19 protein-coding genes are annotated in these 26,127 nt (G+C 46.5%); 12 read left to right on the plus strand and 7 right to left on the minus strand.

The features are described 5' to 3' along the window. Positions 1–17: 17 nt before the first annotated feature. A complete protein-coding gene (locus BFP72_RS06595; RefSeq protein ID WP_099598383.1) occupies positions 18–1,022 on the minus strand; it encodes a helix-turn-helix transcriptional regulator in 1,005 nt (334 codons plus the stop codon). A 174-nt stretch (positions 1,023–1,196) separates the two neighbouring features. Here BFP72_RS06595 and BFP72_RS06600 point away from each other — a divergent pair, with 174 nt between their 5' ends. From BFP72_RS06600 to BFP72_RS06620, 5 genes are all read left to right on the plus strand, one after another. Then, positions 1,197–3,521: a TonB-dependent receptor gene (locus BFP72_RS06600; protein ID WP_099598384.1), complete on the plus strand. Its 2,325-nt coding sequence runs from the start codon at positions 1,197–1,199 to the stop codon at positions 3,519–3,521. Positions 3,522–3,560: 39 nt separating this feature from the next. After that, positions 3,561–4,853, plus strand: a complete 1,293-nt coding sequence (locus BFP72_RS06605; protein WP_073124896.1) for a hypothetical protein — start codon at positions 3,561–3,563, stop codon at positions 4,851–4,853. Between the two features lie 93 nt (positions 4,854–4,946). Continuing rightward, on the plus strand, positions 4,947–5,543 hold the full coding sequence (locus tag BFP72_RS06610; RefSeq protein ID WP_099598385.1) for a hypothetical protein: 597 nt from the start codon (positions 4,947–4,949) through the stop codon (positions 5,541–5,543). Positions 5,544–5,670: 127 nt separating this feature from the next. Further along, positions 5,671–6,864 carry a PepSY domain-containing protein gene (locus tag BFP72_RS06615; protein WP_099598386.1) on the plus strand — a complete coding sequence of 398 codons (1,194 nt, stop codon included), beginning with the start codon at positions 5,671–5,673 and terminating at the stop codon, positions 6,862–6,864. Between the two features lie 132 nt (positions 6,865–6,996). Further along, positions 6,997–7,548, plus strand: coding sequence for a hypothetical protein (locus tag BFP72_RS06620; protein WP_099598387.1), 552 nt, complete (start codon positions 6,997–6,999; stop codon positions 7,546–7,548). A 62-nt stretch (positions 7,549–7,610) separates the two neighbouring features. Here BFP72_RS06620 and BFP72_RS06625 read toward each other — a convergent pair whose 3' ends face one another. The 5 genes from BFP72_RS06625 to BFP72_RS06645 form a co-directional block, all read right to left on the minus strand. After that, entirely contained in the window at positions 7,611–8,330 is a 720-nt protein-coding gene (locus BFP72_RS06625) for an AAA family ATPase (protein ID WP_099598388.1), read from the minus strand. 354 nt (positions 8,331–8,684) lie between these two features. Continuing rightward, on the minus strand, positions 8,685–9,050 hold the full coding sequence (locus BFP72_RS06630) for a DUF2200 domain-containing protein (RefSeq protein ID WP_099598389.1): 366 nt from the start codon (positions 9,048–9,050) through the stop codon (positions 8,685–8,687). Positions 9,051–9,154: 104 nt separating this feature from the next. Beyond that, on the minus strand, positions 9,155–9,565 hold the full coding sequence (locus BFP72_RS06635) for a hypothetical protein (protein ID WP_099598390.1): 411 nt from the start codon (positions 9,563–9,565) through the stop codon (positions 9,155–9,157). A gap of 107 nt (positions 9,566–9,672) precedes the next feature. Continuing rightward, positions 9,673–10,140 (minus strand): MarR family winged helix-turn-helix transcriptional regulator, encoded by a 468-nt coding sequence (locus BFP72_RS06640; protein ID WP_099598391.1) that lies wholly within the window; start codon positions 10,138–10,140, stop codon positions 9,673–9,675. Between the two features lies 1 nt (position 10,141). Continuing rightward, positions 10,142–10,624, minus strand: coding sequence for a glutathione peroxidase (locus tag BFP72_RS06645; protein ID WP_099598392.1), 483 nt, complete (start codon positions 10,622–10,624; stop codon positions 10,142–10,144). A 1,338-nt stretch (positions 10,625–11,962) separates the two neighbouring features. Between BFP72_RS06645 and BFP72_RS19150 the strand changes: the two genes are divergently transcribed. The 6 genes from BFP72_RS19150 (at position 11,963) to BFP72_RS06675 (ending at position 19,152) form a co-directional block, all read left to right on the plus strand. Next, positions 11,963–12,211, plus strand: coding sequence for a hypothetical protein (locus BFP72_RS19150; RefSeq protein ID WP_099598393.1), 249 nt, complete (start codon positions 11,963–11,965; stop codon positions 12,209–12,211). 261 nt (positions 12,212–12,472) lie between these two features. After that, positions 12,473–13,594: a protein kinase gene (locus tag BFP72_RS06655; RefSeq protein ID WP_158233318.1), complete on the plus strand. Its 1,122-nt coding sequence runs from the start codon at positions 12,473–12,475 to the stop codon at positions 13,592–13,594. 542 nt (positions 13,595–14,136) lie between these two features. After that, positions 14,137–15,621, plus strand: a complete 1,485-nt coding sequence (locus tag BFP72_RS06660) for a xylulokinase (RefSeq protein ID WP_099598395.1) — start codon at positions 14,137–14,139, stop codon at positions 15,619–15,621. A gap of 16 nt (positions 15,622–15,637) precedes the next feature. Continuing rightward, positions 15,638–16,981: a xylose isomerase gene (xylA, locus tag BFP72_RS06665; RefSeq protein WP_099598396.1), complete on the plus strand. Its 1,344-nt coding sequence runs from the start codon at positions 15,638–15,640 to the stop codon at positions 16,979–16,981. Positions 16,982–17,031: 50 nt separating this feature from the next. Beyond that, the gene (locus BFP72_RS06670; RefSeq protein WP_255397166.1) at positions 17,032–18,510 is read left to right on the plus strand and encodes a sugar porter family MFS transporter; all 1,479 of its coding nucleotides are present in this window, start codon (positions 17,032–17,034) and stop codon (positions 18,508–18,510) included. Between the two features lie 150 nt (positions 18,511–18,660). After that, a complete protein-coding gene (locus BFP72_RS06675; protein ID WP_099598397.1) occupies positions 18,661–19,152 on the plus strand; it encodes a hypothetical protein in 492 nt (163 codons plus the stop codon). A gap of 127 nt (positions 19,153–19,279) precedes the next feature. On the opposite strand, the gene BFP72_RS06680 is transcribed toward BFP72_RS06675, so the two are convergent. After that, complete coding sequence (locus BFP72_RS06680; RefSeq protein ID WP_099598398.1) at positions 19,280–23,413, minus strand: carbohydrate-binding protein; 4,134 nt, start codon at positions 23,411–23,413, stop codon at positions 19,280–19,282. A 344-nt stretch (positions 23,414–23,757) separates the two neighbouring features. On the opposite strand from BFP72_RS06680, the gene BFP72_RS06685 reads away from it, so the two are divergent. Continuing rightward, complete coding sequence (locus BFP72_RS06685) at positions 23,758–26,127, plus strand: hybrid sensor histidine kinase/response regulator (RefSeq protein ID WP_158233319.1); 2,370 nt, start codon at positions 23,758–23,760, stop codon at positions 26,125–26,127.

Raw genomic sequence — 26,127 nt, forward strand, 5'->3', positions numbered from 1 at the left:
ACTGCCCAGCGAAATCACTATTTGATCAGTTCGCTGGGCAGTAGACCGTATATTTTTTTGAAGGCAACAGTGAAGTGCTGTGGGTTCTTGTAACCTACACGATAAGATGCCTCGGTGATGTTGCAGACACGCTCCTCGATGAGGGATTTGGCGGATTTCATCCGTTGTTCGGTGATGTACTTGAATAGCGTCGTGCCATGAGTCACCTTGAAACTCTCTTTGAGTTTGGAGGCATTCATTCCTACCAATGCTGCCAAGGACGCAATGGATAGCGGGTCGTTGAGATGAGTTGAGATGTGCTGCACGACTCGTTCCAGCTTTTCGTGGGTGCTAGGGGATAGCTGGGTAGTAGTGGAGCGAGACGAACGTTGGTCCCAGGAGGCGAAAATCATCACCAAGAGTTCCAATACCTTGGCTTCCAAAAAAGGCTTTTTGAGCGAGTCGGCATATTGACAGTCGAGGATGTCCTGGATGTGTCGTTTGAGGACAGGGGTGATTTTCTGACTTCTATTCCAAAACAGGAAAGGTCGCTTGCTCTCAATAGCCGTCCCAAATTCTTTCAGTACCTCCTTGAAGTTTTGACCAATAGCTTTCTTGATAAAAGCCTTGGTAAACTGTATCTCTAGGGTCTGACGATGGGGTGGGATGAAATGCAAAACACCATTGACTCTGGGGAAATAAAACAAATTGAACTGACCAGATTGAATTTCGACAGGCATGCTGTATTCGTCTTGGGGTTCGTAGTGATTGTAGCCTTCGATCTCAAAATGCAGTTTGAACAAAGGGAAATCATGAGACACCTCCACCTCATAGGGTGACTTGACGGTGACGTTTCGATTGACCAAAATGATCCCATCTACTTGTACCTCATGCACTTGTCCCGTCACGCCATTTTGATCAATACTCGTGTTCTCCTCCTTGATGGATTGTGTGGTGAAGTTTTTAGAGTACTGCTTGGTTTGCGTACCACCTTCGAATATCTGGCTTTTGAGAATTGTTTTCATTTCATCTTTTTGCGGCATTTAAAAAACCTTTTGCGTTGGTGCAAATGATGGCTTCTATACCACATTTGCACAAAAATACACTATTTAGAACTGGTCTTAATAAATGCAGCTTTTTTTCTCTTGAGAATAATCTACTTCCATATTCTATCCTTGTCTCTAGCACTATGCCTGTGCCTCAGCGCAACACTCGCTATGTCACAGCGACAGGAGACTGGGGGGATTTCTGGTGCAGTATCGTCCTCGGATGGAGAAGCCCTCCCTATGGTGCCTATTCGGATTCTAGAGACAGGCGTAGGAGTAGTAGCCGATGATCAAGGACATTTTGTGTTTTCAGACTTGCCTTTTGGGGAGTATCGGCTCAGTGTTACCTTCCTCGGGTTTGAGGATCGCCAAATTACCGTCACACTGGATGACCAACACCCTCACGTATCGCTAAACCTTACCTTGACTCACGATAGCGAAATGCTAGAGGAGGTGACGATCTCTCACGATGCAGAAAAGGAACAGCAAACCCAAGGGTTTGCGGTAGAGGCTGTGGGAACCAAGCAGTTTCAAGCCCAATCGATCGAAATCAATCAAGTATTGGATCAAACTGCGGGGGTCAAGGTACGTCAATCCGGAGGACTGGGCTCTAGAGTCAACTATAGCATGAACGGCCTGAGTGGTCAATCCATTCGTTTCTTTATGGATGGGGTGCCCATGGATTATTTTGGGTCGTCCTACTCGATCAATACCATCCCTATTTCGCTCGTAGACCGTGTGGAAGTCTACAAGGGCGTAGTGCCTGTCGAACTAGGCAATGATGCATTAGGTGGCGCAATCAACCTCGTGACCAAATCCAGTTTCAACGAGTTCGTAGAGGCTTCTTATTCCTACGGATCATTCAATACTCATCGAGCAGCGATACAAGGCAGCTGGCGAGCGAAGCAATCCGGCTTGACGATGAAGCTGTCTGCATTCTACAATTACTCGGACAACAACTACTACGTATGGGGCGAAGATGTACCTGTCACCGATGTGAATACCGCCAATGTCACCCGTGGGGAGAAAGTCAGGCGTTTTCATGACGGGTATGAATCCAAGTCTGTCAAAGCTGACTTTGGCTTTACGCAAAAAAAATGGGCAGATAAGTTACTCCTTGGTGTTCTGTACTCTGAGATGGACAAAGATATCCAGCACGGTCCTACGATGGAGGTGGTGTTTGGGGAAGCTCGATATCACCAACGTGTGGTGATGCCCAACATGACTTATCAGAAGTTTGATTTCTTAGCCAAAGGGCTGGATGTGAATTGGTTTGCATCGTACTCGTACCTAGTGCGTGACCGCATCGACACGACAACCAACATGTACAATTGGGATGGAAGTATTCTGGATGCAAATTCAGATCGAGGGGAGCAGCTTTGGACGTTGAATACGCTGGATCAGAAAGTCTGGCTCAACCGTCTCAACCTCGTCTATCAGCTCAATCCTCACCACAAACTGGGCTACAACTATGTCTTCAGTGACCTGACACGAACAGATAGTGATCCAGTCGTGACACAAAAGACCGACGGCTATTGGGCGCCACAGACGTTTCGAAGGCACAGCATGGGATGGGTGTTGCAGAGTCAGTTCTTGGAGCAAAGACTCCATACTTCGCTGTTTGTCAAATGGTTTGGCTACCGTGCTGCGATCAAAACAGCTACCACCGAAAACAGCGTCACCAGTTACCAGACCGAACAAGCCAGTGCATCGGATTGGGGCTATGGGGTGGCGGGTTCGTATCAGCTCAGACCTAGCGTGATGTTGAGTCTGTCGGTAGAGCAAGCCTATCGACTACCAGCCGCCAACGAAGTGCTAGGGGACGGTCTCAATGTTGTCAGCACTACTGCGCTTCGTTCTGAGTCCAGTCTCAATGCCAATTTGGGTTTTAGGGTCACTACTGCGATGGAGCGCAAAAACCGATTCACCTTTTCAGGCAATGTCTTCTATCGGGATGTCACAGATTTGATCCAGCAGTACTCGTACGATCCTGGAGCCTTTGTCAACATCAATTTTGATCAGGTAAGAATGCAGGGAGTGGATGGCAAAATCAAATTCGCGCATAGTCATTGGTTGACCGTCAATCAGACGGTGTCCTATTTGAGTCCTATCGTCAAGTCGGATACCGATGAGTTGGGCAACAACAATGTGACAAAAAATTCGCGACTAGCCAATACGCCCTTTTTCCAAACCAATACCGAGCTACGAACTCAATTCAAGAATCTGATCCAGGAAGGTGCTGTTACCTTCTTCTATTGGAGTGTATCGTATGTGGGTGAATTTCATCGTCACTCAGAGATCATAGGTCGGTACAACAAGGACGTGATTCCTGCTCAGTTGGTCAATAGCTGCGGGATAGGTTATACGTTTCCCAAAGAAAAACTCAGCCTCAGCGTGGACGTGAGCAACCTGTTCGATGAGCAGGTATTCGATAATTATGCGATTCAAAAACCCGGTAGAGCGGCCTATATCAAAGCCACCTATCGATTATTATAAAACCATTTAACATTCAAAATCATACAAATTAAGAAGTATATGAAACAGATTTTTAAAATAGCAATGGCCATGTACATGGCGATGTTCTTGATCGCTTGTAGCGAAGACGATGACTCTAATGAAGATGTCATCGCTGCAGATGGTATCTACAACTTCCTAGGAACTATCGACGGTGCTTACTACCTAGCAGCCTCCGAAACGCTCACCGAAGGTAGCCTGACTTTTGTCAACAATGGTACGCAGATCGATGCAGACCAAGCGGCCCGTATCATCGCTTCTGGTGATTACTTGTATTCGTTGGATTACGGGACGGGGTTGTTGTCTCAGTTGCAGCCTACAGCTACAGGGGAGTATGTCAAGATCAAAGAAATCAACGCAGGGCTGTCAGTCGGGACCAATACGCCACGCTATGCACTAGCAGACGAAAGCACCATCATCGTGATGAACGTGGAGACGACTCCCGTGACTGATGATGCAGGTGACGTGACAGACTACATTTGTACACTGAGGTTGTCTTCTGTGGCTATTCCAGAGATGACCATTGGCAATTTGACGGAGTTTGTGATCCCACAAACAGAGAATGCCAAAAAAGGAGCAACCATTGGGTACCATCCTATGAGAGCGAGTTCTCCGGTGATTTCAGGAGACAAGATCTATTTTGGTTTGATGCACACAGATATTTTTGATCCGACTGTACCTCCTCCATTCAGAGCACCTAAGCAGTCTGGTTTAGAGACTTTGGTGTTTGACTACCCATCGATGACCAATGGGACAATCACCGAATCGAGTGCTGCGACGGGACACACGGGTGGATACCGCGCACCTGCGATGCATGTGGACGAAAACGGTGACGTATACCAAAACAACTGGTTCATGAGTGCCACTGGATTTGATCTATCGAATGGGGACAAAACAGTCATCATGAGGTTGAGAGATGGAGCGTATGATTCGAGCTACGAGTTTGACGTGTCGGCAGCTTTAGGGCTGGAAAGCAATGTCGCTGCAGTAGGTTGGTTCTATGTAGGCAATGGGATCGGATACATGCCTATCCAGCTCGAAGACGAGGGCAACTACTATACAGACAACTCATGGAGTGTAGCTAGAATCGACATCTACAACCAAACGGCTGTCAAGCTTGATGTACCGCTATCTCAGCTATTCACCTACGAAAACGGCATCACAGTAGACGACAATTTCTACATGGCTATCAGTCCAACGGGTGGTGATGCAGCTGTTTACGAGTTTGACGCGAGCTCTGCTGCTGCTGACGCAGTGACTGAGGGGCTTGGCTTGGATGGCAACAACATCCACGTAGAAGGTATCTATCACTAATCCAGATCAATCAAAATACGGAAACAGACCTTGTTGTTATTTTCGACTAGAAAAAAACAACAAGGTCTGTTTACATACAAAACCCAAACAACTATGAAAGTAAATATCCTATCGGTATTCGTGTTGGCACTCGTGCTGTCGCTGCTTGCGAGCTGTGGTCATCAAGAGGAGCGGTTCAATTATACTTTGGTCAAGTCAAAACTAAGCTTGACAGAGGAGCAAACCCGTCAGTTTGACCTCATCAAAGATGATTACAGCACCAAAGCCAGAGCGGCCTATGAAGCCAGCAAGCCAGACCGTCAAAAAGTAAAAGAAGCTGTAGGGGAAGTATTTGCGCAGCAAGACGCAGCGATGCAGGATATCCTATCTCCTGAGCAATTCGATATCTACGTGGCGGAGATGAAAATCGAGCGCGATGGACGCGAAAAACACAACATGCAATTGATCAAGTCTGAGCTGGCCCTAGACAGTGCCCAAAGCGTACAATATGATCTCGCCAATGAGGCTTTCTACAAGACACTGATTGACAACCATGACAACTACCATGGCAAGCCCGATGTATACCTACAATACTATCAGGAGCTAGACCTGAGCAGAAGACAAGCCTTTGAGGGATTCATGTCTCCTGCCCAATACACGCAGTATGTGGAATTGGCGACCGAATACAACATCGGCAAGTCCGAACATTAAAAGAACCAGGTCCACCTGTTGCAATACAAGCCCTAAGGTTTGGGACGAAAAAGGTGTTCTTTTTCATCCCAAACCTCAGGGCCATTAACCCAATACCGATAAAACGTTTTGCCCATCTGGGAAACAAATGATTCAAAAAAGAAATCCACTACTGAGGAAACGAAGAAAAAAGGAGAGCGTTTTCAAGTACAGCATGGCACTACTGCACCTGTGGTTGGGGCTTTTGTCTTCTGTCGTGGTTTTTATCGTTTGTCTATCGGGCAGTATCTACGCATTCAAACAACAGATCGAAGATTGGATCAATAGCGAGTCTCTCCATGTTGCCCATCCGTATGAGGACCGGGTCATCAGCAGCGATACATTACTGCTCAGGTTCGAGAAGCGCTTTGGTCGTCCGACGACTATGTGGGTCTATCCTGAGTCAGACCGAACTGTCCTCATCTCCTCTTTGAGTCGAGAGGGCGCAGGAGTATCAGCCTATTTCGATCCCTATACGGGCAATCTCGTGGGAGTGAAAAACCAAAACGCATCGGCTTTCTTTGCTTGGGTATTGGATCTGCACCGCTTCTTATTGGCAGGGGATGTTGGCAAGTTCGTCAACGGTACAGCGTTACTGATGATGGTGCTCATGTTGGTGTCTGGCTTGGTGCTTTGGATACCCAAAAACCTCAAACAACTCAAGAAAAGCCTGCTGATCAAGTGGCGTGCAAAGCTACTGCGTGTCAACTATGATCTTCACAAGGTATTAGGATTCTATGCCGCGCTATTGCTGTTGTTCATGGCGATTACAGGGCTGTATGTATCTTTCACATGGGTGAAAAATGCAGTGATAGTGGGGTTGGGAGGTGATTCTATCATTATCTCTGAGAGCAACCTGGCTATCAAAACACAACTGGCGCAATCTTTTGAATCCGCGATGGGGTCACTCGTCACCGAACAGCAATCCGCAGGGGACTCAGCAGCCTCGCTGTCTCAGGTGCTCACCCAAGCCCAGAGCCACTTCTCCAGTACCGGTCTACTCACTATCAACCTCCCCAACGAAAACATCAACAACTATACCCTCACACACCTGAGTGCGGAGGGGGTATTGGGCTTTTACACACCTGATGTGTTAGAATTTTCCCCAAGTGGGAACTTGAGGAAGCTTGTCCATTTTAGCGATCTGCCTCTGCATGAGCAGTTCAAGGCCATCGCCAAACCCCTCCACACGGGAGAGATCATGGGACTACCCAGTATCATATTCTACTTCATAGCCAGTTTGATTGGGTGCTCACTACCTGTCACAGGCTTCATCATTTGGTGGAAAAGAGTAGTGAGTTGATGCGCGCAATTCTCCACCAATAGTATGTGGCAGGGATACTTGAGAAAACTAGAGGTAAAGTACTGTAAGATGACTTTTATTTATTCCATTCTTTGTACAAATTGCGGCCTTTACACAACGTAACAATACGACATGGAGGTAAGAGGAATAATGCTGAGAGGGATCGATGATTTTGTATCGAGCAAGCATGAAGGAAAATACGAGCAGTGGGTGTCTAAGTTGCCTCAACAAACATCTGAGCTTTTGGGTAACGTGTCCAATTCGTCATGGTACAATATCGAAGATGCACTACTCAAACCACTCGAAGCGTTGTGCAACTTGGCATATTCAGATCCCCTGAGAGGTTCGTGGGAGGTAGGTCGATACAGTGCTGAGACAGGCTTGACAGGGATATACAAAGTCTTCGTGATGGTGAGTACACCGAGTTTTATTCTCAAGCGTGCCCCCAGAATACTGACGACTTTTTACAACCCTAGCCAACTGGAGATCAAGGAGAGTTCGAACAACGGCATCTTGGTGAGATGTACCAAACTGCCCGTCAATAGTGAGTTGATCGAGCACCGTATCGCAGGATGGATCGAGCGAGCAGGCGAGATCTGTGGCTGTGTCAATATGAAAGTCGAAATTCTAAGCTCGATGGCCAAAGGTGACGCCGTCTTTGATCTAAAAGCAAGCTGGGATTGATCACCCTGTACAAAAAAGAGGTTTCAAGTCCACGGACTCAAAACCTCTTTGCGTTACATTTCTTATACTGCTTTTGCAATCGATGAATGCGGAAAGACCAAGCCTCTTTTTTGTAGCAGAGAGACGATCATGTCTGTGATTTCGTCTACAGTGGCTGTCTCCATATTGAAGGTCAAATCAAAGATGCTGTTGTCTATCTCGTGCTCCACGAGATGCTCCGCCCAGGCTTTTCTGTCTTTGTCCATACGCTGGATGAGCTCTTTTGCCTCGGTAGCGTTGATTTTCTTGACTTTCGAAACGATCGCTATGCGATGCTCCAGCGGAGCAGTCAGCTTGATATGTAGACTGTTCTTCATGGATCGTGTTACACCTATTCCACCACGCCCGACGATGATGACGTTGCCTTTTTGGGCATAAGTTGTGATGATTTCTTTGACCTTATTGATGATCACTTGATCAGGCAATCGGTAGTGATGAGTAAACCCCGCTAGCAATTCATTGACAATGGCCGAATGATGCAAGCGTACCCGGTGATCTACATCTATGGCTTTGATGCCTAGTTCTTGGGCAGATTCCTCTAGGATTTCTTTGTCGATGTATTGCCAGGGATGAGGCTTGAGTCCTTCACCTTGGAGCTGGTTCAGCTTGGTGATGAGTGACTGGATGACAGCCTCTTCGTCACAACCAAAGTTTCTAGAGAGGGTGATGGTTGGACCCTCTACGGATTGAAAAGCTTGCATACGGTCACGCTCTTCTAAGTAGTTCTTCAAATTTATTTTCATGATGTATTGTTGTTAACTCAAAAAAAGAATCAACCAGCAGTACGTGCAGGTACAGCTGCATGGCTCGTTTTTCAAAATGATTAATATTCCGTTTGGGTTTAGGTATCTAAGTTGGGTTGAGTGGTGTACTCAGTGGATCTCTACCAAACCTTACAAGATGTGTAGGGGTCATCGGGTACGCTACGCTTCGCACGATTCTATATACGAATTGGGAACAAAAAAGTGTTGTTTTCGAGGGGGAAATATAAAGAGGGTTGGTTGTGCGGGGTCTCATTGTCGCACCGACCTGTGGTAGGGGGGTAGTGAGACAAGTCGCCTTGAGTGGTCTTGATGGGCATGCCTCGCGTCACTTGTTCAACTGCTGCGCAAGATTTTTTCCATTTTTCTGCCCTTGGCCAGTTCGTCCACCAACTTATCTAGGTACCGCACCTTCTGTGTCAATGGATTTTCGATTTCTTCGATGCGGTATCCACAGATCATGCCCGTGATGAGATATGCATTGGGATGGAGAGTGGCTTGCTGAAAAAAGGTTTCAAATGTCACCTTCTCTTGTATCAGTTCATTTATTTGATGGGGACGATAGCCTGTCAGCCATTCGATGACTTGATCGAGTTCTTCTTTGGTTCTGCCTTTCTTCTCCACTTTGGTGAGATAATGTGGGTAGACAGAGGCAAAGGTCATGGAAGCCATGCGTTGATTGTGCGTGTCGGTTGTGTTCATGATCAGTGCGTTTTTATTCTCTCCTTGTCGATGGGTTGTCGCCAGGTTCTATTTCATATGTTGTAGCCCAAGGCTGCACGGTCTGCGCTAGGTTGACCATGGATCTAAAAAGTTAGGACAGCTTTACCAGATTCGCAAATGACACTGGAAGGTGCTGGTGTGATGGCACAGTCAGAGGCGATACTCCACTGGCGATTGTATGCAGCAGTAGCGGTCGTATAGGATGCTACTTTTAGCAAAAACTCGGAGACATCGATGCTGTGGGAGTAGGCGATATAACTACTCGGACCACCACATGCTTTTGAGCCGAGGGGAGTGAAGCTCCATTGATCTGCATCCTGGCAAGTCACACTTTCGGCTAGTTCGGTGATTGCCGCCAGTTGTTCTTCCAGGTAAGCTTGCTGTTCTTCTTGAGAATCAGGTAAGCGATTTTCTTTTGTTACGTCTTCTGTGCTACATGCGCTCAATAGTCCGGTAGCCAACAGAATGACGAATAGTTTTGGATGTATTTTCATGTGCATCAACTTTTATTGGTTTGTAGCTAAAGACACCAGGAGTGAGGAAATGGTTGGGAAGTAAAGGGAAGTATGTTGATAGTGAGATGCCTTGTCACATGAAAGTCCTATACGGTAAGCTGACTCGTCTTTTGGTCCAACACGGTCAGTAGCTTCAAAAGTGTAGCTCTGAACTCTTTGATTTCATGTGGTGTCGTGGCATGATGCTGTAAGTTGTCCATCAATTGACCTGGGATGCAAGTGGCCTCCTTTTTTTGCGCTGCACCATGGGGTGTTAGAGAAATAATCACCGTTCGTTCGTCTGCTTCAGAGCGTTTTCTAGTGATCAAGTTCTTTTGTTCCAACCTCTTGAGTAGAGGTGTGAGCGTATTGGATTCTAGGTACAAGAGTTTACTGATCGCACTGACGCTTTGGTGGTCCTGCTGCCAAAGAACCAGCAATACGAGATACTGTGGATAGGTCACATCTAGGGTTTTGAGCAAGGGACCATAGAGCTTAGTCGTCAGTCGCGATGCAGCATACAATGGAAAGCAGAGTTGGTTTTCCAACCACAATACATCATTCTTATTTTCCATGTTAGAGTAGTTTTTTGATGGCCGATGCGATCTTTTCTGGCTTGGTGATCGGAGCAAAGCGTTTGACGGGTTTCCCATTTTGATCGATCAGGAATTTGGTGAAGTTCCATTTGATTTTGCTACCAAAGATGCTGCCCAGGTTGGATTTCAAGTATTTGAAAATCGGATGCGCAGACTCGCCGTTTACCTCTACTTTGGCAAACATAGGAAAGCTCACACCATAGTTGATTTGGCAAAATTCTTCGATCTCGTTGGCGTTTCCAGGTTCTTGTTGACCGAATTGATTGCATGGGAATCCCAAAATAACGAGTCCTTGATCTTTGTAGGATTGATACAAATTTTCCAAGCCTTCAAACTGTGGAGTCAAACCGCATTGGCTGGCTGTATTGACAACCAAGACAGGTTTGCCCTTGTAAGCACTCATATCGATTGATTGTCCTTTGATATTGTCTGCTGAGAAATTGTGAAATGTATTGGAACTCATGGGGTAAATGTTTATTGTTTGAACGATTAAATCGTGTACGATGCAATTGTAATAAAGTTTGATTGAATATCAAATCAAAGCAGGTCGCATTTTGATAGAACAAAGGAAATGTGTTGGTCGATTTGATGGAGTGAGGGCCTACACTTTGTGTTCGGGGGGGGAGTAATACTGCGAATCTCTGCAGTTGTTTATAGGTTCGCTTTCACGTAAGCTTACTTGAAAGCTTTATGTTGTACCCTGCTTGCCCGATGACTGAGTCGTGCGCGATGCTTAGATGATCTAAGGATCGTTTCGCTGGGCCTTACTTTCTTCCTCGACGAAGAACATAAACAGAGAAATCAAGAGCTGCATTCATTTCTTAAGGCTTTTTCGAAAGCCAAAATCGGGAAACAAAAGAAACTCGCTCTGTCGTCTGCTGCATGATGGTTGTCTTTTGTGCCAGGGATCAAACAGCTTATGTTTCTGATCTGATTTCCCGTTCTCAAAGCTAACTCCATCGAGGTATAAACAAGCCGTGTAGCAGGGGCGGACTGATGGTTTTGTGGATAGGGGAGAGTAGTCACGCATTGCGTCGAAAAGGGCCAAATGTGTGCTTTTGGTGGTGCCAGTGCAACATGACCTCTTGCCTTGCCCAAGCACGGGCTTCACCTTGCGCAACCAGAGTCCTGAGCTTGTGCAAGCATGGGGTTGACCTTGCGCAACCAGAGTACTCACCTTGCGCAAGCATGGCGTTGACCTTGCCTTACATGAACCCTTGCTTCGAGACTGAACCAAAGACAGCTAAACAGCGGAAGTATGAATCATATTGCTTTGGCAATGACCTCATGCCTATCTGTGGTTTGATTGGCTATACCTAGTTCTCGGTATTATTCACAGTTTGGTTATCATTTGGCAAATAGATGTTTGTCGCAATGACAGGAAAGAGGTATTCTTGAGGAAATCAATCATAACAAGTATAAACTGCGGAGTGAACTTTACTCGGTTGTTATGCTTCAAAATCGACTTATGAGAACACTTATAGCTATATTTTTTATTGTAACTCTAAATTCCTGTTCTTCATCCAGCAGTTATAAGTTTGAACATAAATCTCTGTCTGCTCCAATCACATTTCCTGAGAAACCAACCATTACAACATCCTCTCGAGGTCTCATTAACGCCTTCTTAACTAAAGATAATATTACATACTGCCTTGAACTAGAACCTTTTGATTCGGTAGTATCTATTCAATCCTTATGGTCATCAAATTTGAGATTGAACGCATATGACTCGAAAACCAGAACAAGTTGTTTCGATGCTCCTAACACAACGTACGGGATTGATACCTTAACGTCAGAATTCATGGCAGCTGTAGTTAACTTTAAAAACGAAGAAACCGAATCAGCTTCAACTGCAGCATTCATTATCACACCAACATACCGACTAAGCCTCGAAGTTGGATTTAACGATTTAACAACTTCATTAGACCACCGAACTGAAGAAAAGCGCAGATACTTCTCAACAAAAGATACAGAACCTGCTTTTAGTGATCTCTTCAGCAGACTCCAATCTGGTCTTGAATCTTGGAGCGTAGATGAACGCTGGAAATAAGAAGCATAACAATGCATATAGCGAATGCCCATAGCTGTGTGACCGAATCAATGCCATAAAATGCTCTGCCGATTCACTCGGAAAGCGGTAGAATGCCGAGGAATGGTCATTCGTATGCCGATAGGCGCCTGATCAAACTGAACGACCAGACAAGCTTTGGTGGTTTAGAGCGAATCGGCTACTTTAGTGCCTTTAGATACCGTATGGGCACATCGTCATATGCGGTCGTTAAGCATAAGAACCATTCCTTATTCATCATTCATGTACGACCTAAGAGATGTTAAAAATATTAACCTAGAAGGTGCAACCTGCCTTAAAGAAGATACAGCCTATAAATTCATAGACCAAACAACAGGAAAGACCTTGGTCGCTAAATTTATTTCTGGATATTCCGAACAAGAGGATGAGCATCTCATAGCAGAATTTAAAAAACTCGTACTGTTATCTGGTCAACCTGAAATTGCAACAGCATATTCTATAAGAAAGGCAGAAGTTGAAGGTCTTGTTAAACCTTGTTATATAATGGACTGGGTAGATGGTCAATCGCTGCAGACTTTTATGAACAAAAGAGAGAAGCTTATCTATGAGGTGGTTCTAGATGTAATTCTACAATTATCCTCTGGATTAGAAAAATCTCATTCCCACGAAATCCATCATGGAGACTTACACAACGAAAACATTATCATAGATCAAAATGGATATTTGAAAATAATCGACTTCTTATGGTTCGACTCCAAAAAAGATCCTGCTCTCAACTCACAAAGTGACATTCAAAATTTTATGCGAATCGTAAATGAATTATATGAGAAGTGTGATGATGTCGATAAAAGAAGGTTGAGTTTAATTCGTAAACACTGTCAGCAGATTACAACATTCAAGGGGTTGAAAAAAGAGATTCAATTACTCGATGAAATTAGCTTTGATTTTGCGCTTTTAGATGACAAACCTTTAACAACACCTCTCACCCTATTCAAAAATATGGATGGCATTCATAATTTGAGAAACCCAATTCAAACTCGTGATTTAGAAATTCCGAATAAAGTTATACCTGAATTTAACGAACAAGAACTAGACTATTTAGAAAAACAGAAAAATCCGAACCAAAGCGGAATAACACTAAGACACCTCGATACCCTAATAGATAGAATTAAAGCTAATGCTCATCAATTACTGAGCTCCAAATTGTATCCTCTTGAGCAAATCGGACTAATTGATTGGCAAATTACTATTAACAATCCTGGAGATATGTTCACAGGAAGATACGATTTAAACTTTGATATTTGGTTTACCAGCAAATTTTTTAAGTGGAAAAGAGTTTTTGAGCTTTTACCTCTTTTAAAGTTTGACGATGTTGATTTAAACTCCTATTTGTTAGACGAATAAAATATGCACACACATGCTGTGATGAAATCATGCTTGTACAATGATAGAAGAGAGTTTTCTGCATTCTGGAAGTCCCGCCATATCTCAGATTAGCACTATGGAATCAAAAAGGGATAGCGCAAATCAGAGATTTGGCTATCTTGTAACCGAAACTTAAACTAAACCACACGCCACGATTCATACAGTGGCGTTGAAAGACACTTAAGTAGTTTAAGATATTTTACTCCTCCTCCTATGAAAAAGAGCATGTTGCCTGTTGAGTAGATTTTACTCGGTGAGTATTGTATATCCTCTGCAATAGTCACGCATTGCATCAAAAAAGCCTAAACACGCTCCACAGTGTGACATGATTGATGCGCACAAAGCCATACTTTTTATCTCCATCTTATTCTCTCCCTGACGTAGTATTGAAGTGAATTGAAGAGTCGTTGAAGTAGCTGTTTTTTATCATCCCGATACAAACAAGTCTTTCTTTGTTGTCTAGTTGGGCCAATGTATGAGCACAGCTCGACTTTTTCAATGACAAAGACTAAATAGACGCGATGTATTTATTAGGATATGACTTGGGTAGTTCTTCGGTAAAGGCCGCCTTGGTAGAAGTGGATAGTGGCAAGACGGTAGCGTTGACGCAGTATCCAGAGGTGGAGATGGATATCATTTCGCACGAGGCGGGCTGGGCGGAGCAAGAGCCCCTCGTCTGGTGGGACAACATCCAGAAGGTCACCCAAAAGCTCTTGGCCTCCAACTCCATCGATACTACTCAAATCAAAGGAATAGGCATCTCTTATCAGATGCATGGGCTCGTGCTCGTGGACGAAAACGATACACCACTGCGACCCTCCATCATCTGGTGTGACAGCCGTGCGGTAGAGATAGGCAATCAAGCCTACCAAGAGATCGGAGAGAGCAAGTGTCTAGAGCGATTGCTCAACTCACCGGGCAACTTCACCGCGTCCAAACTCAAATGGGTCAAGGACAACGAGCCAGAGATATTTGCCAAAGTGCACAAGATGATGCTCCCAGGAGACTTCATCGCACTCAAGATGACGGGCCAGGCGACCACTACAGTTTCGGGCTTGTCGGAGGGGATGCTTTGGGACTTCAAAGAAGAAAAAATAGCAGGCTTCCTATTGGATCACTACGGCATAGACGCCAGTGTGATCCCAGAGATTGTACCTTCTATAGGCGATCAAGGGCAGCTCACGGAGGCAGCAGCGGCATTCTTAGGATTGACGGCTGGGATACCTGTCGGGTACAGAGCAGGCGATCAGCCCAACAATGCTTTGTCCCTCAATGTATTCAACCCCGGAGAGGTAGCTGCGACAGGAGGGACGTCTGGCGTGGTGTACGGTGTGGTAGACAAGCCAGCCATCGATCCACAGACGAGAGTTAATTCATTTGCGCACGTGAATCACACCCAAGACAACCCACGCGTGGGCGTCTTGCTGTGTATCAACGGGGCAGGGATACAATACAGCTATGTGAAGCAGATGATTGCTACCAACGGCATCTCGTATCCACAGATGGAAGAGAGGGCAGCTGAGATCGCGATCAATTCGGACGGCTTGCGTATCATTCCTTTCGGCAATGGCGCAGAGCGTGTCTTGGAAAATCAAAATCCGGGTGCACACATATCCAACCTACAGTTCAACCGTCACGGGCAGGCACACTTTTTCAGAGCGGCCTTGGAGGGGATTGCTTATTCGTTCATCTACGGGATGGAAGTGATGCAGGACATGGGCATGGATGTGCGTGTGATGAAGGTCGGCAATGACAACTTGTTTCAGTCCGAAATCTTCTCTACGACGATTGCGAGTGTCCTAGACTGTGAGATACAGATGCTGGAAGCGACAGGTGCTGTGGGTGCTGCCAAGGCATCAGGAGTAGCGGCGGGCGTGTATGAGAATGTCGAGGTGGCATTCGCCAAAATGGATACGATCAAAACCTACAAAGCGGCACAAGATCCTGCACCATATAAGGCAGGGTACAAGATTTGGAAAGAAGAATTACAGAAATTACTAAAATAGAAAAACAGATACAGACATGGCAGATGACGCAAAAATCGTGACTGGAGACAAGGAGTACTTCAGCGGAATAGGCAAAATAAAATATGAAGGCAGGGATTCTGACAATCCGATGGCATTCAAATACTATGACGAAAACAAAGTCGTAGCAGGCAAAACCATGAAGGAGCACTTCAGGTTTGCGATCGCTTACTGGCACACGTTCTGCGGGACGGGTGGAGATCCGTTTGGCCCGGGGACGAAAGTATTCCCTTGGGATGCGAAAGCTGATGCAGTAGAGAGAGCAAAGGACAAAATGGATGCTGCTTTCGAATTCTTCACGAAGATCGGTGCGCCATACTACTGTTTTCACGATGTGGATTTGGTAGACGAGGGAGCCTCTTTGAAGGAGTCGGGTGAGCGTCTAGATGCGATCACAGATTATGCGAAGTTGAAGCAAGCTGAGTCAGGGGTGAAGTTGCTGTGGGGTACTGCGAACGCATTCTCAAACCCACGTTACATGAACGGAGCCTCTACCAATCCGGATTTTGATATCGTAGCGTACGCTGGAGCACAAGTCAAAAATGCCATCGATGCGACCATCAAGTTGGGCGGTGAAAACTACGTGTTCTGGGGAGGTAGAGAAGGCTACATGTCGCTACTCAATACCAACATGAAGAAGGAACTTGACCATATGGGGCAGTTCTTAGGCATGGCGAGAGACTATGCACGCAAGCAAGGCTTCAAAGGAAACTTCTTCATCGAGCCTAAGCCCGCTGAGCCTTCTAAGCATCAGTATGATTTTGACTCTGCGACAGTGATTGGCTTCTTGAAGGAGCACGGCCTGGAAAATGATTTCAAATTGAATCTCGAAGTGAACCACGCGACACTTGCTCAGCACACGTTCACACACGAACTACAGACTGCTGCAGATGCAGGGATGCTCGGTAGTATTGATGCGAACAGAGGAGATTACCAAAACGGATGGGATACGGATCAGTTTCCTAACGACATCACAGAAGTGACCGAAGCGATGCTGATCATTTTGGAAAATGGTGGCTTGTCAGGTGGGGGAGTCAACTTCGACGCGAAGACGCGTAGAAACTCTACTGATCTAGAGGACATATTCTATGCGCACATTGGTGGTATGGACATTTTTGCCAGGGCACTGATGATCGCAGACGATATCTTGACCAACTCACAGTACACAAATTTGAGAAAAGCGAGATACAGCTCATTCAACACGATCCAGGGCAAGGAGTTCGAATCAGGTAAGATGGATTTCGAGACGTTGGCCAAGATCGCACACGAAGGTGGTGAGCCTAAGTTGAGAAGTGGTCAGCAGGAGCTCTTCGAAAACATCATCAATCAGTACATTAGATAATCTTGGTACAAATACCCGGGGTAGATTTAGCATAAGTCTACCCCTTTTTTGTGCTTCATTTTGTAGCATTGCAGCAACAATTACTAAAGACTAAAACTATAACAATTTTGAAAACAGAAGAAAAAGTAAACAATCTCTATGTGATAGGGATTACGCTAGTAGCGACTCTAGGAGGCTTCCTCTTTGGGTTCGATAGCGGAGTGATCAACGGTACCGTACATGGGCTGGAGGTTGCTTTTGAGGCAGAGGATATTGGCAGTGGATTCAATGTAGCTTCTATGCTGCTGGGCTGTGCAGTGGGGGCCTTTTTTGCAGGCAAGCTGGCAGATGCCTATGGTCGACGTACGATGCTTATCGTGGCGGCTGTGTTTTTTATCATCTCTGCGTGGGGATCGGGGATTGCGACAGCTTCACCGGAGTTTATTGTATACCGTATCATCGGTGGTCTGGCAGTCGGGGCGGCGTCTGTGATGGCACCTGCTTACATTGCGGAGATTGCACCGGCACGTTTCAGAGGGGCCTTGGCGACCGTGCAGCAAGTGGCGATTATTACAGGTCTCTTTTTGTCTTTTTTGAGCAATTATATTTTGGCAGATCTGTCTGGATCCGCAGTGAACATCCTTTGGTTGGACTTTGAAACTTGGAGATGGATGTTTTGGATGGAGTTGTTTCCCGCAGGGATTTTCTTGATCTCTTTGTTCTTCATCCCAGAGAGTCCACGTTATCTCGTGGCAAAGCAAAAGAATGAGAAAGCGCTCAAGGTCATGGATACGCTCTATGGTGCAGGTATGGGACAGCCAAAAGTGGACGAAATAGAGTCTTCTTTGTCGAAAGATCATCACAAGCCCCGTTTGTCTGATTTGTATGACAAGACATTGGGTAGAATCAAGCCTATCGTATGGATAGGGATTGGGCTCGCCAGTTTTCAGCAGTTCGTCGGGATCAACGTGGTATTCTACTACGGATCTATCCTATGGCAGGCCGTTGGTTTTGGAGAGAACGATGCGCTATTGATCAACGTGGTATCTGGCGCACTCAGTATCGGTGCGGTAGTGGCTTCCTTGTTGCTCGTAGACAAGATGGGTAGAAAGCCTATCCTTGTGATCGGTTCGGTAGGGATGAGTATCACGCTGATTTTGGTCGTGGTGGCATTTGCATCAGGATCATTGGTAGCTGATCCAGTGACCGGTAAGGAGACTTTGGCGTTGAGTGATTCGATGGGCGTATTGGCATTGATAGCTGCCAATCTCTACGTGATCTTCTTCAACTTCTCATGGGGACCTGTGATGTGGGTGATGCTTGGCGAGATGTTTCCGAACCAAATCCGTGGATTGGGTCTGGCGATTGCAGGCATCGCGCAGTGGGTGTCCAACTTCCTCGTGACGTTGACCTTCCCGATGATCTTGGGATCAGCCGGATTGGCTTTTGCGTATAGCTTGTACACGCTCGGAGCGATCATATCGATCTTCTTTGTGATCAAGTATGTGAAAGAGACCAAAGGGAAAGAACTCGAAGAAATGGAAGGCTAGTACTGGCCGAAAGAAATCGAAGAAGCACCTGATTCGGCAAGAGTCAGGTGCTTTTTTTTTACCCTTTAGGGGAAATACCTAAAGATACAAATTGGGTAAAAGACGCTTATGTTTCATCTTGGAATAATCTAGTTTTGTCTTTAACCAGTTATGAAAAATGTATTGTTGGTGCTTTCCCTGATCGTGAGTTTTCAGGCCAATGCACAACTGAAAATGGTGGATAGCTACTACCAGTTTCAGAAGATTACGAATGTACAGCGTACCCATGCTGAACTATTCGATACAGGAGTGGAATGGGCAAAGCAGTTGGCTGAGGATACTCAGCAGGAGATTCGTTTGGATCAGAAAAGCGTAATCATGTGGGTAGAGGTTCCTTATCATTTCGATACCAAGCATAGCAAGTTTTTGTTCGAGTATACACTCGAGTTTGGCGAGGGATGGTACCAAGAGAAGGTGAGTCAGATTCAATTCCAAACGGAGGGAAAGGCCTACGGCTTGGGAGATGAAGCTTTGCCTGAGAAGAAGCGCGTCATCAGTGAAGCGAGTTTTTCCATCAATATGCTCTCAGACAGTCTGCTATCGAAGATGTATGATACAGTCTATAGTCAGGAGTGCAATCAAGTGCATTTGGAGGCGAAATAGTCCTTACTCAATATAGTATTTCTGCAAGAGCAGGCTCAATAATGATCAAGCAAAAGCCACTGATGAATCTCATCAGTGGCTTTTTGTTTGTGTCCGAAACTAAATGTATAAATCTAGTTTTGGGCTGTTACTGTTTGATAAAGCGATGTGTATAGCTCTTTTGTGCCGTATGCAGTCTGAGCATGTAGACTCCATTGGGCAGGTGGCTCAGGTCAAGAGTGATCCCATTGCTGGCAGGGCCCCACTGTAGCTGTTGGTAGCTTTTGCCTGTCAAGTCCAAGATTTCCATCCACTCTATGTCCATACCTGATTGGTTCACTTGTAGGTGATGGGTGGTAGGATTAGGGTATAGTGTGAACGCCTGTTTTTCCTGAGTTAGAGCAGGGGAGTTAACCGTTCTGGCACCAGAGCAGCTACTGCCTACTACGAAACTGTGTGGGTTGGCGGCTGTGTTCCTTTCGCCCCCTTCGGGTACACTGTATGTGTAGTAGAAGTAGACCGTTTGCCCTTCGCTCACATTGGATAGCGTCAGAGGCGTATTGGGAGATACACCATAGCCAGGGTAGGGACCCGTTGGGTTTGTGCCGTAGTAGAGGATCACCAGTGAGGCACCGACTCCCGCATACCCAGGTTCAAAAGTTAAAGCGGGTGTATTGCCACCTGTGATATTATAGGTGTAATCCCCATTGCTAGGTCCTCCTGTACACCCAGTGGCTGTACTATTGACCGTGAGGTTGGTGCTGGCACTGATGCTGGCACTGGTGGCTGTGATGACATAGTTGCCCGCGCTGCTGGGCGTATACAGCCCACTGCTGTTGATGTTGCCGCCTGAGGTAGACCATGTATAGCTAGTAGCGATAGGGTCACCGTTTTGATCATATCCTTGTGCACTGTACTGCTGTGTCTGTCCTTCGTCTATTGTCGCATTGTTTGGTGAGACGGTGATAGTGGTCAGTACAGGAGCTTCGTCCAGGCTAAAATCCATTCTGTTGATGTTGAAACCACTTGAAGTCGCTGCTAAGCGCAGTGTTTGACTCCCCGCCGAAAGACTGACTGATGAAGTCACGGTCGTCCATGCTTGCCATCCTCCTGTGGCGGTGAAGGTGACGTTGGTGAGGGTGGCGCCATTGGATTGTATGTCAAAGGTTTTTTGCCCAGCGCCAGCTGCGGCCAACCTAAATGCAACGGTGTAGCTGCCTGATGTGGTCACGTTGACCTCATAGTCTAGCCAGTCTCCTGCATCGATATAGCCGACGTTGATGCCGCCTCCTGCGTCAGTGGTTGTCTCGGTTTGAATACCTGATGCATCGTTGTAATCTTCAGCTTCGATACTGCCTGGTATCGCCAGGCCTGTACTGCTTGGTGTGACCAGTACAGGAGCAGTGGTTGTGATTGACCCTGCCTGTGCACTAATGGTGAAGTTGCCCGCGGCTGTCGCGGTGTAGGTGCCATTTTGATCGATAGTGCCACCGTTTGCGGACCAAGTGATGTTGGCAGACATGGCATCACCGTTTTGGTCAAAAGCTTGTGCTGTGTAGACCTGTGTTTGTCCTACGACTAGGTTGGTACTGGATGGAGACACGGAGAGGCTGGTCACTACAGGCGTGAAAACATCTGCCTGTATGTCGATCCAGTTGATGTTAAATCCGCCAGTCGCTGCGGAGAGTCTGAGTGTGTGACATCCTGCATTGAGCGTGATCGTACTGTTCACAGTGGTCCAGTTTTGCCATCCACCTGTACCATTAAAGTTGACAGTCGCAGTACTGTTGCCATCGATCAGTAGGTCGATAGATTTAGCCGCTGTGCCATCACCAGCGATACGTAGGTCGATACTGTAATTACCCGCATTCGGGACATCTAGGGTATAGTCCATCCAATCGCCTTGGTCTATCCATCCGACATTGAGTCCACCGTCGGTGTCAGATGTAGCCTCTGTGTCTGTACCACTGGTTGAGTTGTAGTCCTCTGCTTGTATCAGCGCAGGCAGAGGCGTACTGCCAGCGCAGACAGAGGCTTCTGTGACGGTGAGCTCTACCGATGCGGTATGGGTCAAGCTGCCGTCTGAGACTGTCAGGCTGGCGGTATAGCTGCCGGTAGCTGTGTAGGTGTGAGAAGTAGAAGCTGTAGTTGCGCCATTTCCATCTCCAAAATCCCAAGAGTAGCTCAATGGGTCTCCATCGGGATCAGTCGATCCTGCTCCGCTGAACTGTACAGTCAATGGGGCATTGCCTGAGGTTTGATTTGTGGATATTACAGCGGTAGGAGCGGTGTTCGATCCATCATATTTGTAGTACACATCTGCAATGGCAATATCGCTGATGTTGCCCGCGCCACTGATACTGAGTAGTTGTAGGACGTTGGCGAAGTTGACACTTTCGAAATCCGCCAATGGAATCTCCATTTCGTGCCACTGCCCATCTCTGGCAAATCCATAGGGATCACTGCCCGCTTCGAAATAGATCACGTCTTCCTGTAGTCCGACATTGATTCTCATTTCCAGCGTTTCGGTGGCAGAGGATTTCATGGCGAGGTGCAAGTAGCCTCCCTGAAATGCCGACAAGTCGTGCAGTTCGTTGGCGGTAAATGCAAAGCCAAACCAGCCCTTGTTGTTGTGTGTGTAGCTGAGCGCTGCTTGCCCATCGAATGTCTGAGGAGTCCCTGCGATGAGTGTTTCGCCCCAAACGAACAGCTCACCTTCGGTACCTAGGTCGAGCTCGTCCGCTACGGCTGATTCGGTAAACAAACCATAGTCTCCTAAGGCAGGTACGACTTTGTTGACTTGGGTGGAGGGCTCAGAGGAGTAGTGGATCTCGTCGATTTCTATCGTGAGGTCCGTACTTGGCTCGTTGAACTCCACATTGCCAATGATCAGCGGCATGTAGACTTGTTGGAAGTTGGTGATCAGCAGGGAAAGTGGAATCTCCACATCGTGCCACTGGCCATCACGGACCAATCCATATTTTTCTTCGCCACTGAGAAAGTCAATGCCTGCACTTCCACTGGCACTTTCCGCAGAGATGCGAAAGGGCTCTTGTGATGAAGTTTTGAATTTGAATCGCAGCGAGCCGTTGCTATAGTTGGCGAAGTTGAGCACATCGGAGCTGTTGAATCCCAGTCCTGCCCACTGATTGGCAGGGAAGGTGATACTATAAGCAGAATCTCCGTAGATACTGGCGACCGTCTGGATAGTGAGCGATGGCGCTACTTCGGCTTCCCAAGTGAATATCTCCGAGTCTACCCCGAAACCAAGCGAGCGAGGTGTACTGTGCGTCTCGTCATAAATGCCAAAGCCCTGAGCAGGGAGTAGGTCAGCCTCTACGTTGCCTAGCGTAACCTGACCCTGTCCAGAAATGTCATAGACGCGGACATAGTCGATTTGCATGCTGGACTCTGAGCCAGGGTTGGGGAGGGCGCTGACATTGGCGGCAGTGTTTTCTCCGTTGCTAGGGTCAAAAGGTAGCCATCCGCCGACGGCTAGATTGAGCAGTATGTAGAAGTTGTCCCCCGAGAAGAACTCGTTTTGGAAGGTAGGTGTATTGGGGATACTGAATATGACTTTGGCTGTAGACTCTATCGGTTCACCTTGAGCATCCGTTTGGAGGATGAGTGTAGTGAGAGAGTCAGGTGTCCAATGCGCTCGGTAGACGAAAAAATCGTCGTTTAGTTGCTTGCCCGCTTCGATGCTCGCGTCATATTTGAATGCCTCTTCATTGCCGTATTGAAGGTTTCCTGTCACTCCAGCGTCTTCTGCTCTCCAGAACACGTTGGCTTTTGCTACGTCATTGCAGTCTGTAGAGAGCGCATTGAAGCCCGCTTCCATGATGTCAATCTCTCCCGTGAAGGGCCAGCGATTGGCATCTCCGAGCATCCAAAAGGCAGGCCATAGCCCGTTGTTCATGTCGGGCAGTTTGATACTTGCTTCGATCATTCCGTATTTGACGCTTAGCTTGTCTTTGGTGAGTAGTCGTGCGGACGTGAATTCTTTGCCGTTGACGTTTTCGCGTCTCGCAGTAATCGAGAGGATTCCGTTGGATACACTGGTGTTTTGATCAGTGTAGGTCTGTAGCTCTTGGTTGCCCCATCCGGGGATGCCTTCCGCTGATCCATCACCGATGGCGTAGCTCCAGATGTTTGGGTCTAGCGTCGTCCCGTCGAACTCGTCCGACCAGAGTAGGTTCTGTGCCTTCACGGTAGTAAAACTCACCAGTAGACACAGGTAGGTGAGATAGTGTTTGACTTTAGTCTTAGTACTGTCTTTCATAATTTGATGTTTTAGTAATTAGTTATGGGTTCATGCTGTAAACCCATAACCAATGTTTATTTATCCGAGTACTATTCAAAAGAAATCACCACTACAAAAATTCATCACCTCATTGATATTGAGCAGATTATAGTTTCGTGCTTCTTGTGGAAATGCGTCTGTTTTATCGTGTGACGTATTTTTGCTACATCATTACTACATCATGTCTAGTAAGATTTTTTCACCAAAAGAAACCGGAGACAAAGGTCATCCTCAGTAGAAGATTAACATCGGAAGATAAATGCCGTAAAGCATCAAAAGAAAAAGAACGATCAGCAGCTAGCCAGCTTTTATATATTTGTGCATTGAAAAGGTCACTCTTCCCATATTTCCTAAGTACATCCTTGTTGCTGCTTACCTTAGGAGCATCCGTGATTGGTTATTTTGCATACCGCAACCTCAACCATATCGTGAGCACCCTGGAGGATGAGGTCAAACCCAACTTGGACTTGATCATCTTGGGGCAGGTATCCATCGAACTAGGTCGGATGGAAGATGCCATCGAAGGGTATGTGTTCAATCAAGATACAGCCTACATGTCGGATTTCAAGGAGCGGACCCAACGAGCGATTGCGCATCTCGACGAACTCCGTGAGAGAAATACCGACCCTTCGTTTGGGCAATCCATTGATTCTCTCGAAAATCTGATTCTCAATAAAGTGACGGTGCTCAACCAAGCGGCTCATTTGGATATCTTATCGGTCGAAGAGACCCTATCAGCAATACCGCGCTTGGAAGGTGTCCAAGGGCAGCAATCCAAACCAAATACGATACCCGACACTTCCAAGCAAAAGAAAATAGGTTTTCTCCAGAAGCTGCTTGGCAAAAAAGAGAAACCCCTAGTGACAGATAGCACAGCTGTCCGTGCAGAAAAGCAACTCGTCCAGATCAATGCACAGCTCGACTCGCTCGCTCGAAGAGCACAAAAGAAAGTATACAATCAGAAGATTCGGGAATTTACCCTGTATCAGGATCATCAAGATATCGATGGTGATATCATCGCACTCATCAAGGACATGGAGGCCTGGCAAATCAGTCGAATCAAGTTTATGACGATGCAGACTCAAGATCGTGTACGCTATACCAATAGATACATTACGATATTTAGTGTGATGGCGTCTGTGATTCTACTTATCACGTTGACCGTACTGATTATCTATGTGCTACGTACGAGAAGTCACCAGATGGTGCTAGATCATGGACGAAAAAATGCCCTAAAGATGGCCAAAGAGAAGGAGGAGTTTCTCGCGAATATGAGTCATGAGATTCGTACACCTATGAACGCCATAGCTGGGTTTTCAAAAGTACTGCTGCAATCTAAACTTAGTACTGTACAAAAAGAACAGGTCAGTATCATTGACAAGTCGTCCAACCATCTTATCCATATCCTCAATGACGTGTTGGATTTTTCTCGCTTGCAATCGGGTAAGATCAGATTGGATGTGTCACTTTTTGACCCTTCGCAGGTGATCGAAGAAGCAGTACAGCTGCTCAGTCAAAAAGCCAAAGAAAAGCAACTGGAGCTGGGGTTTGAATTGCAAGGGATGCCCGCGCGCGTTTCTGGAGATGCCTTTCGTTTGCGTCAGATCCTACTCAATTTGATCTTCAATAGCATCAAGTTTACCGAGGAGGGAAGTGTCCAGGTCCATGCGAGTTTTGCGAGTGACACCCTGCGTATAGCTGTCCGTGATACCGGGGTTGGGATACCTGTGGATATGCAGCAGAAGATTTTTGATGAGTTTGAACAAGTCAATAAGAGTGACAAGCAAGTAGGGACTGGGTTGGGTTTGTCTATCACCAAGAAACTAGTGGATATCCATGAAGGAAGTATCCGTCTGGAGAGTGAATTAGGGCGTGGCACGACTTTCACGATAGCGCTGCCCTATGTCGTGGTAGAGCAAGAGGTAGAAGAGGCGAGTGAGTCACAGCTTCGGTTTGATTTGACGGGTATGCATGTACTCCTTGCCGATGACGAACCTTTCAATGTGCAGTTGCTGCAGACGATTCTGGATGCTCAGTCGATCACGTATGATGTGGGGAGAGATGGGCAGCAAACATATGACCTCTTGTGTCAAAACGTTTACGACGTATTGCTTTTGGATTTTCGAATGCCCAAAATGAGCGGGCCTGAGGTAGCAACACGCTTGAGGCAAGGGAGCGGGCCAAATGCGAATATTCCGATAGTGGGATTGACTGCTACTGTCTCGGATCATGATCAAAAAACGGCACAAGAATCCGGCATCAATCATGTGATTCGCAAGCCTTTCGAACCGGAAGAGTTGTTTCGACTTATGGCCAAGTATACCATAAGAAAGAAGGGCCAAGGGATCAAACATAACGTATCGGTACCCTATTCTATGGAAGGGCTGAGCAAAATGGGAGATACAAAATTCGTGGTAGATATGACGGAGACCTTCATACATAGCACGCAGGAGAATATCCAGCAGTTTGAAGCGATGGTGTCTCAGGAGGACGGGGTAGGAGCGGCGGATGCATTGCACAAGATCATAGCACCAGCCAGACATTTCAAGTTGATGGATCTGGTTGGTTTACTAAAAGAGACAGAATTGTCTGCCCGATCTGGAGAGACGATTTCTTCGAAGCGTGTGGCGCAAATCAAAGAAGAAACTCATTCGGTGATTGAAGCGCTTCAGTTATATTTACAAGAAAGATAA

Origin of the sequence: Reichenbachiella sp. 5M10 (genome assembly GCF_002742335.1) — a bacterium.
Classification (GTDB): domain Bacteria; phylum Bacteroidota; class Bacteroidia; order Cytophagales; family Cyclobacteriaceae; genus Reichenbachiella.

What these genes read in the sequence shown, in the direction of transcription:
- BFP72_RS06615 (WP_099598386.1), top strand. Translation starts at nt 5,671, where the DNA reads ATGATTCAAAAAAGAAATCCACTACTGAGGAAACGAAGAAAAAAGGAG.
- xylA (WP_099598396.1), top strand. Translation starts at nt 15,638, where the DNA reads ATGGCAGATGACGCAAAAATCGTGACTGGAGACAAGGAGTACTTCAGC.
- BFP72_RS06680 (WP_099598398.1), bottom strand. Translation starts at nt 23,413, where the DNA reads ATGAAAGACAGTACTAAGACTAAAGTCAAACACTATCTCACCTACCTG.
- BFP72_RS06640 (WP_099598391.1), bottom strand. Translation starts at nt 10,140, where the DNA reads ATGGAAAATAAGAATGATGTATTGTGGTTGGAAAACCAACTCTGCTTT.
- BFP72_RS06620 (WP_099598387.1), top strand. Translation starts at nt 6,997, where the DNA reads ATGGAGGTAAGAGGAATAATGCTGAGAGGGATCGATGATTTTGTATCG.
- BFP72_RS06595 (WP_099598383.1), bottom strand. Translation starts at nt 1,022, where the DNA reads ATGCCGCAAAAAGATGAAATGAAAACAATTCTCAAAAGCCAGATATTC.
- BFP72_RS06610 (WP_099598385.1), top strand. Translation starts at nt 4,947, where the DNA reads ATGAAAGTAAATATCCTATCGGTATTCGTGTTGGCACTCGTGCTGTCG.
- BFP72_RS06630 (WP_099598389.1), bottom strand. Translation starts at nt 9,050, where the DNA reads ATGAACACAACCGACACGCACAATCAACGCATGGCTTCCATGACCTTT.
- BFP72_RS06645 (WP_099598392.1), bottom strand. Translation starts at nt 10,624, where the DNA reads ATGAGTTCCAATACATTTCACAATTTCTCAGCAGACAATATCAAAGGA.
- BFP72_RS06600 (WP_099598384.1), top strand. Translation starts at nt 1,197, where the DNA reads ATGTCACAGCGACAGGAGACTGGGGGGATTTCTGGTGCAGTATCGTCC.
- BFP72_RS06655 (WP_158233318.1), top strand. Translation starts at nt 12,473, where the DNA reads ATGTACGACCTAAGAGATGTTAAAAATATTAACCTAGAAGGTGCAACC.
- BFP72_RS06675 (WP_099598397.1), top strand. Translation starts at nt 18,661, where the DNA reads ATGAAAAATGTATTGTTGGTGCTTTCCCTGATCGTGAGTTTTCAGGCC.
- BFP72_RS06605 (WP_073124896.1), top strand. Translation starts at nt 3,561, where the DNA reads ATGAAACAGATTTTTAAAATAGCAATGGCCATGTACATGGCGATGTTC.
- BFP72_RS19150 (WP_099598393.1), top strand. Translation starts at nt 11,963, where the DNA reads ATGGCAGCTGTAGTTAACTTTAAAAACGAAGAAACCGAATCAGCTTCA.
- BFP72_RS06660 (WP_099598395.1), top strand. Translation starts at nt 14,137, where the DNA reads ATGTATTTATTAGGATATGACTTGGGTAGTTCTTCGGTAAAGGCCGCC.
- BFP72_RS06625 (WP_099598388.1), bottom strand. Translation starts at nt 8,330, where the DNA reads ATGAAAATAAATTTGAAGAACTACTTAGAAGAGCGTGACCGTATGCAA.
- BFP72_RS06635 (WP_099598390.1), bottom strand. Translation starts at nt 9,565, where the DNA reads ATGAAAATACATCCAAAACTATTCGTCATTCTGTTGGCTACCGGACTA.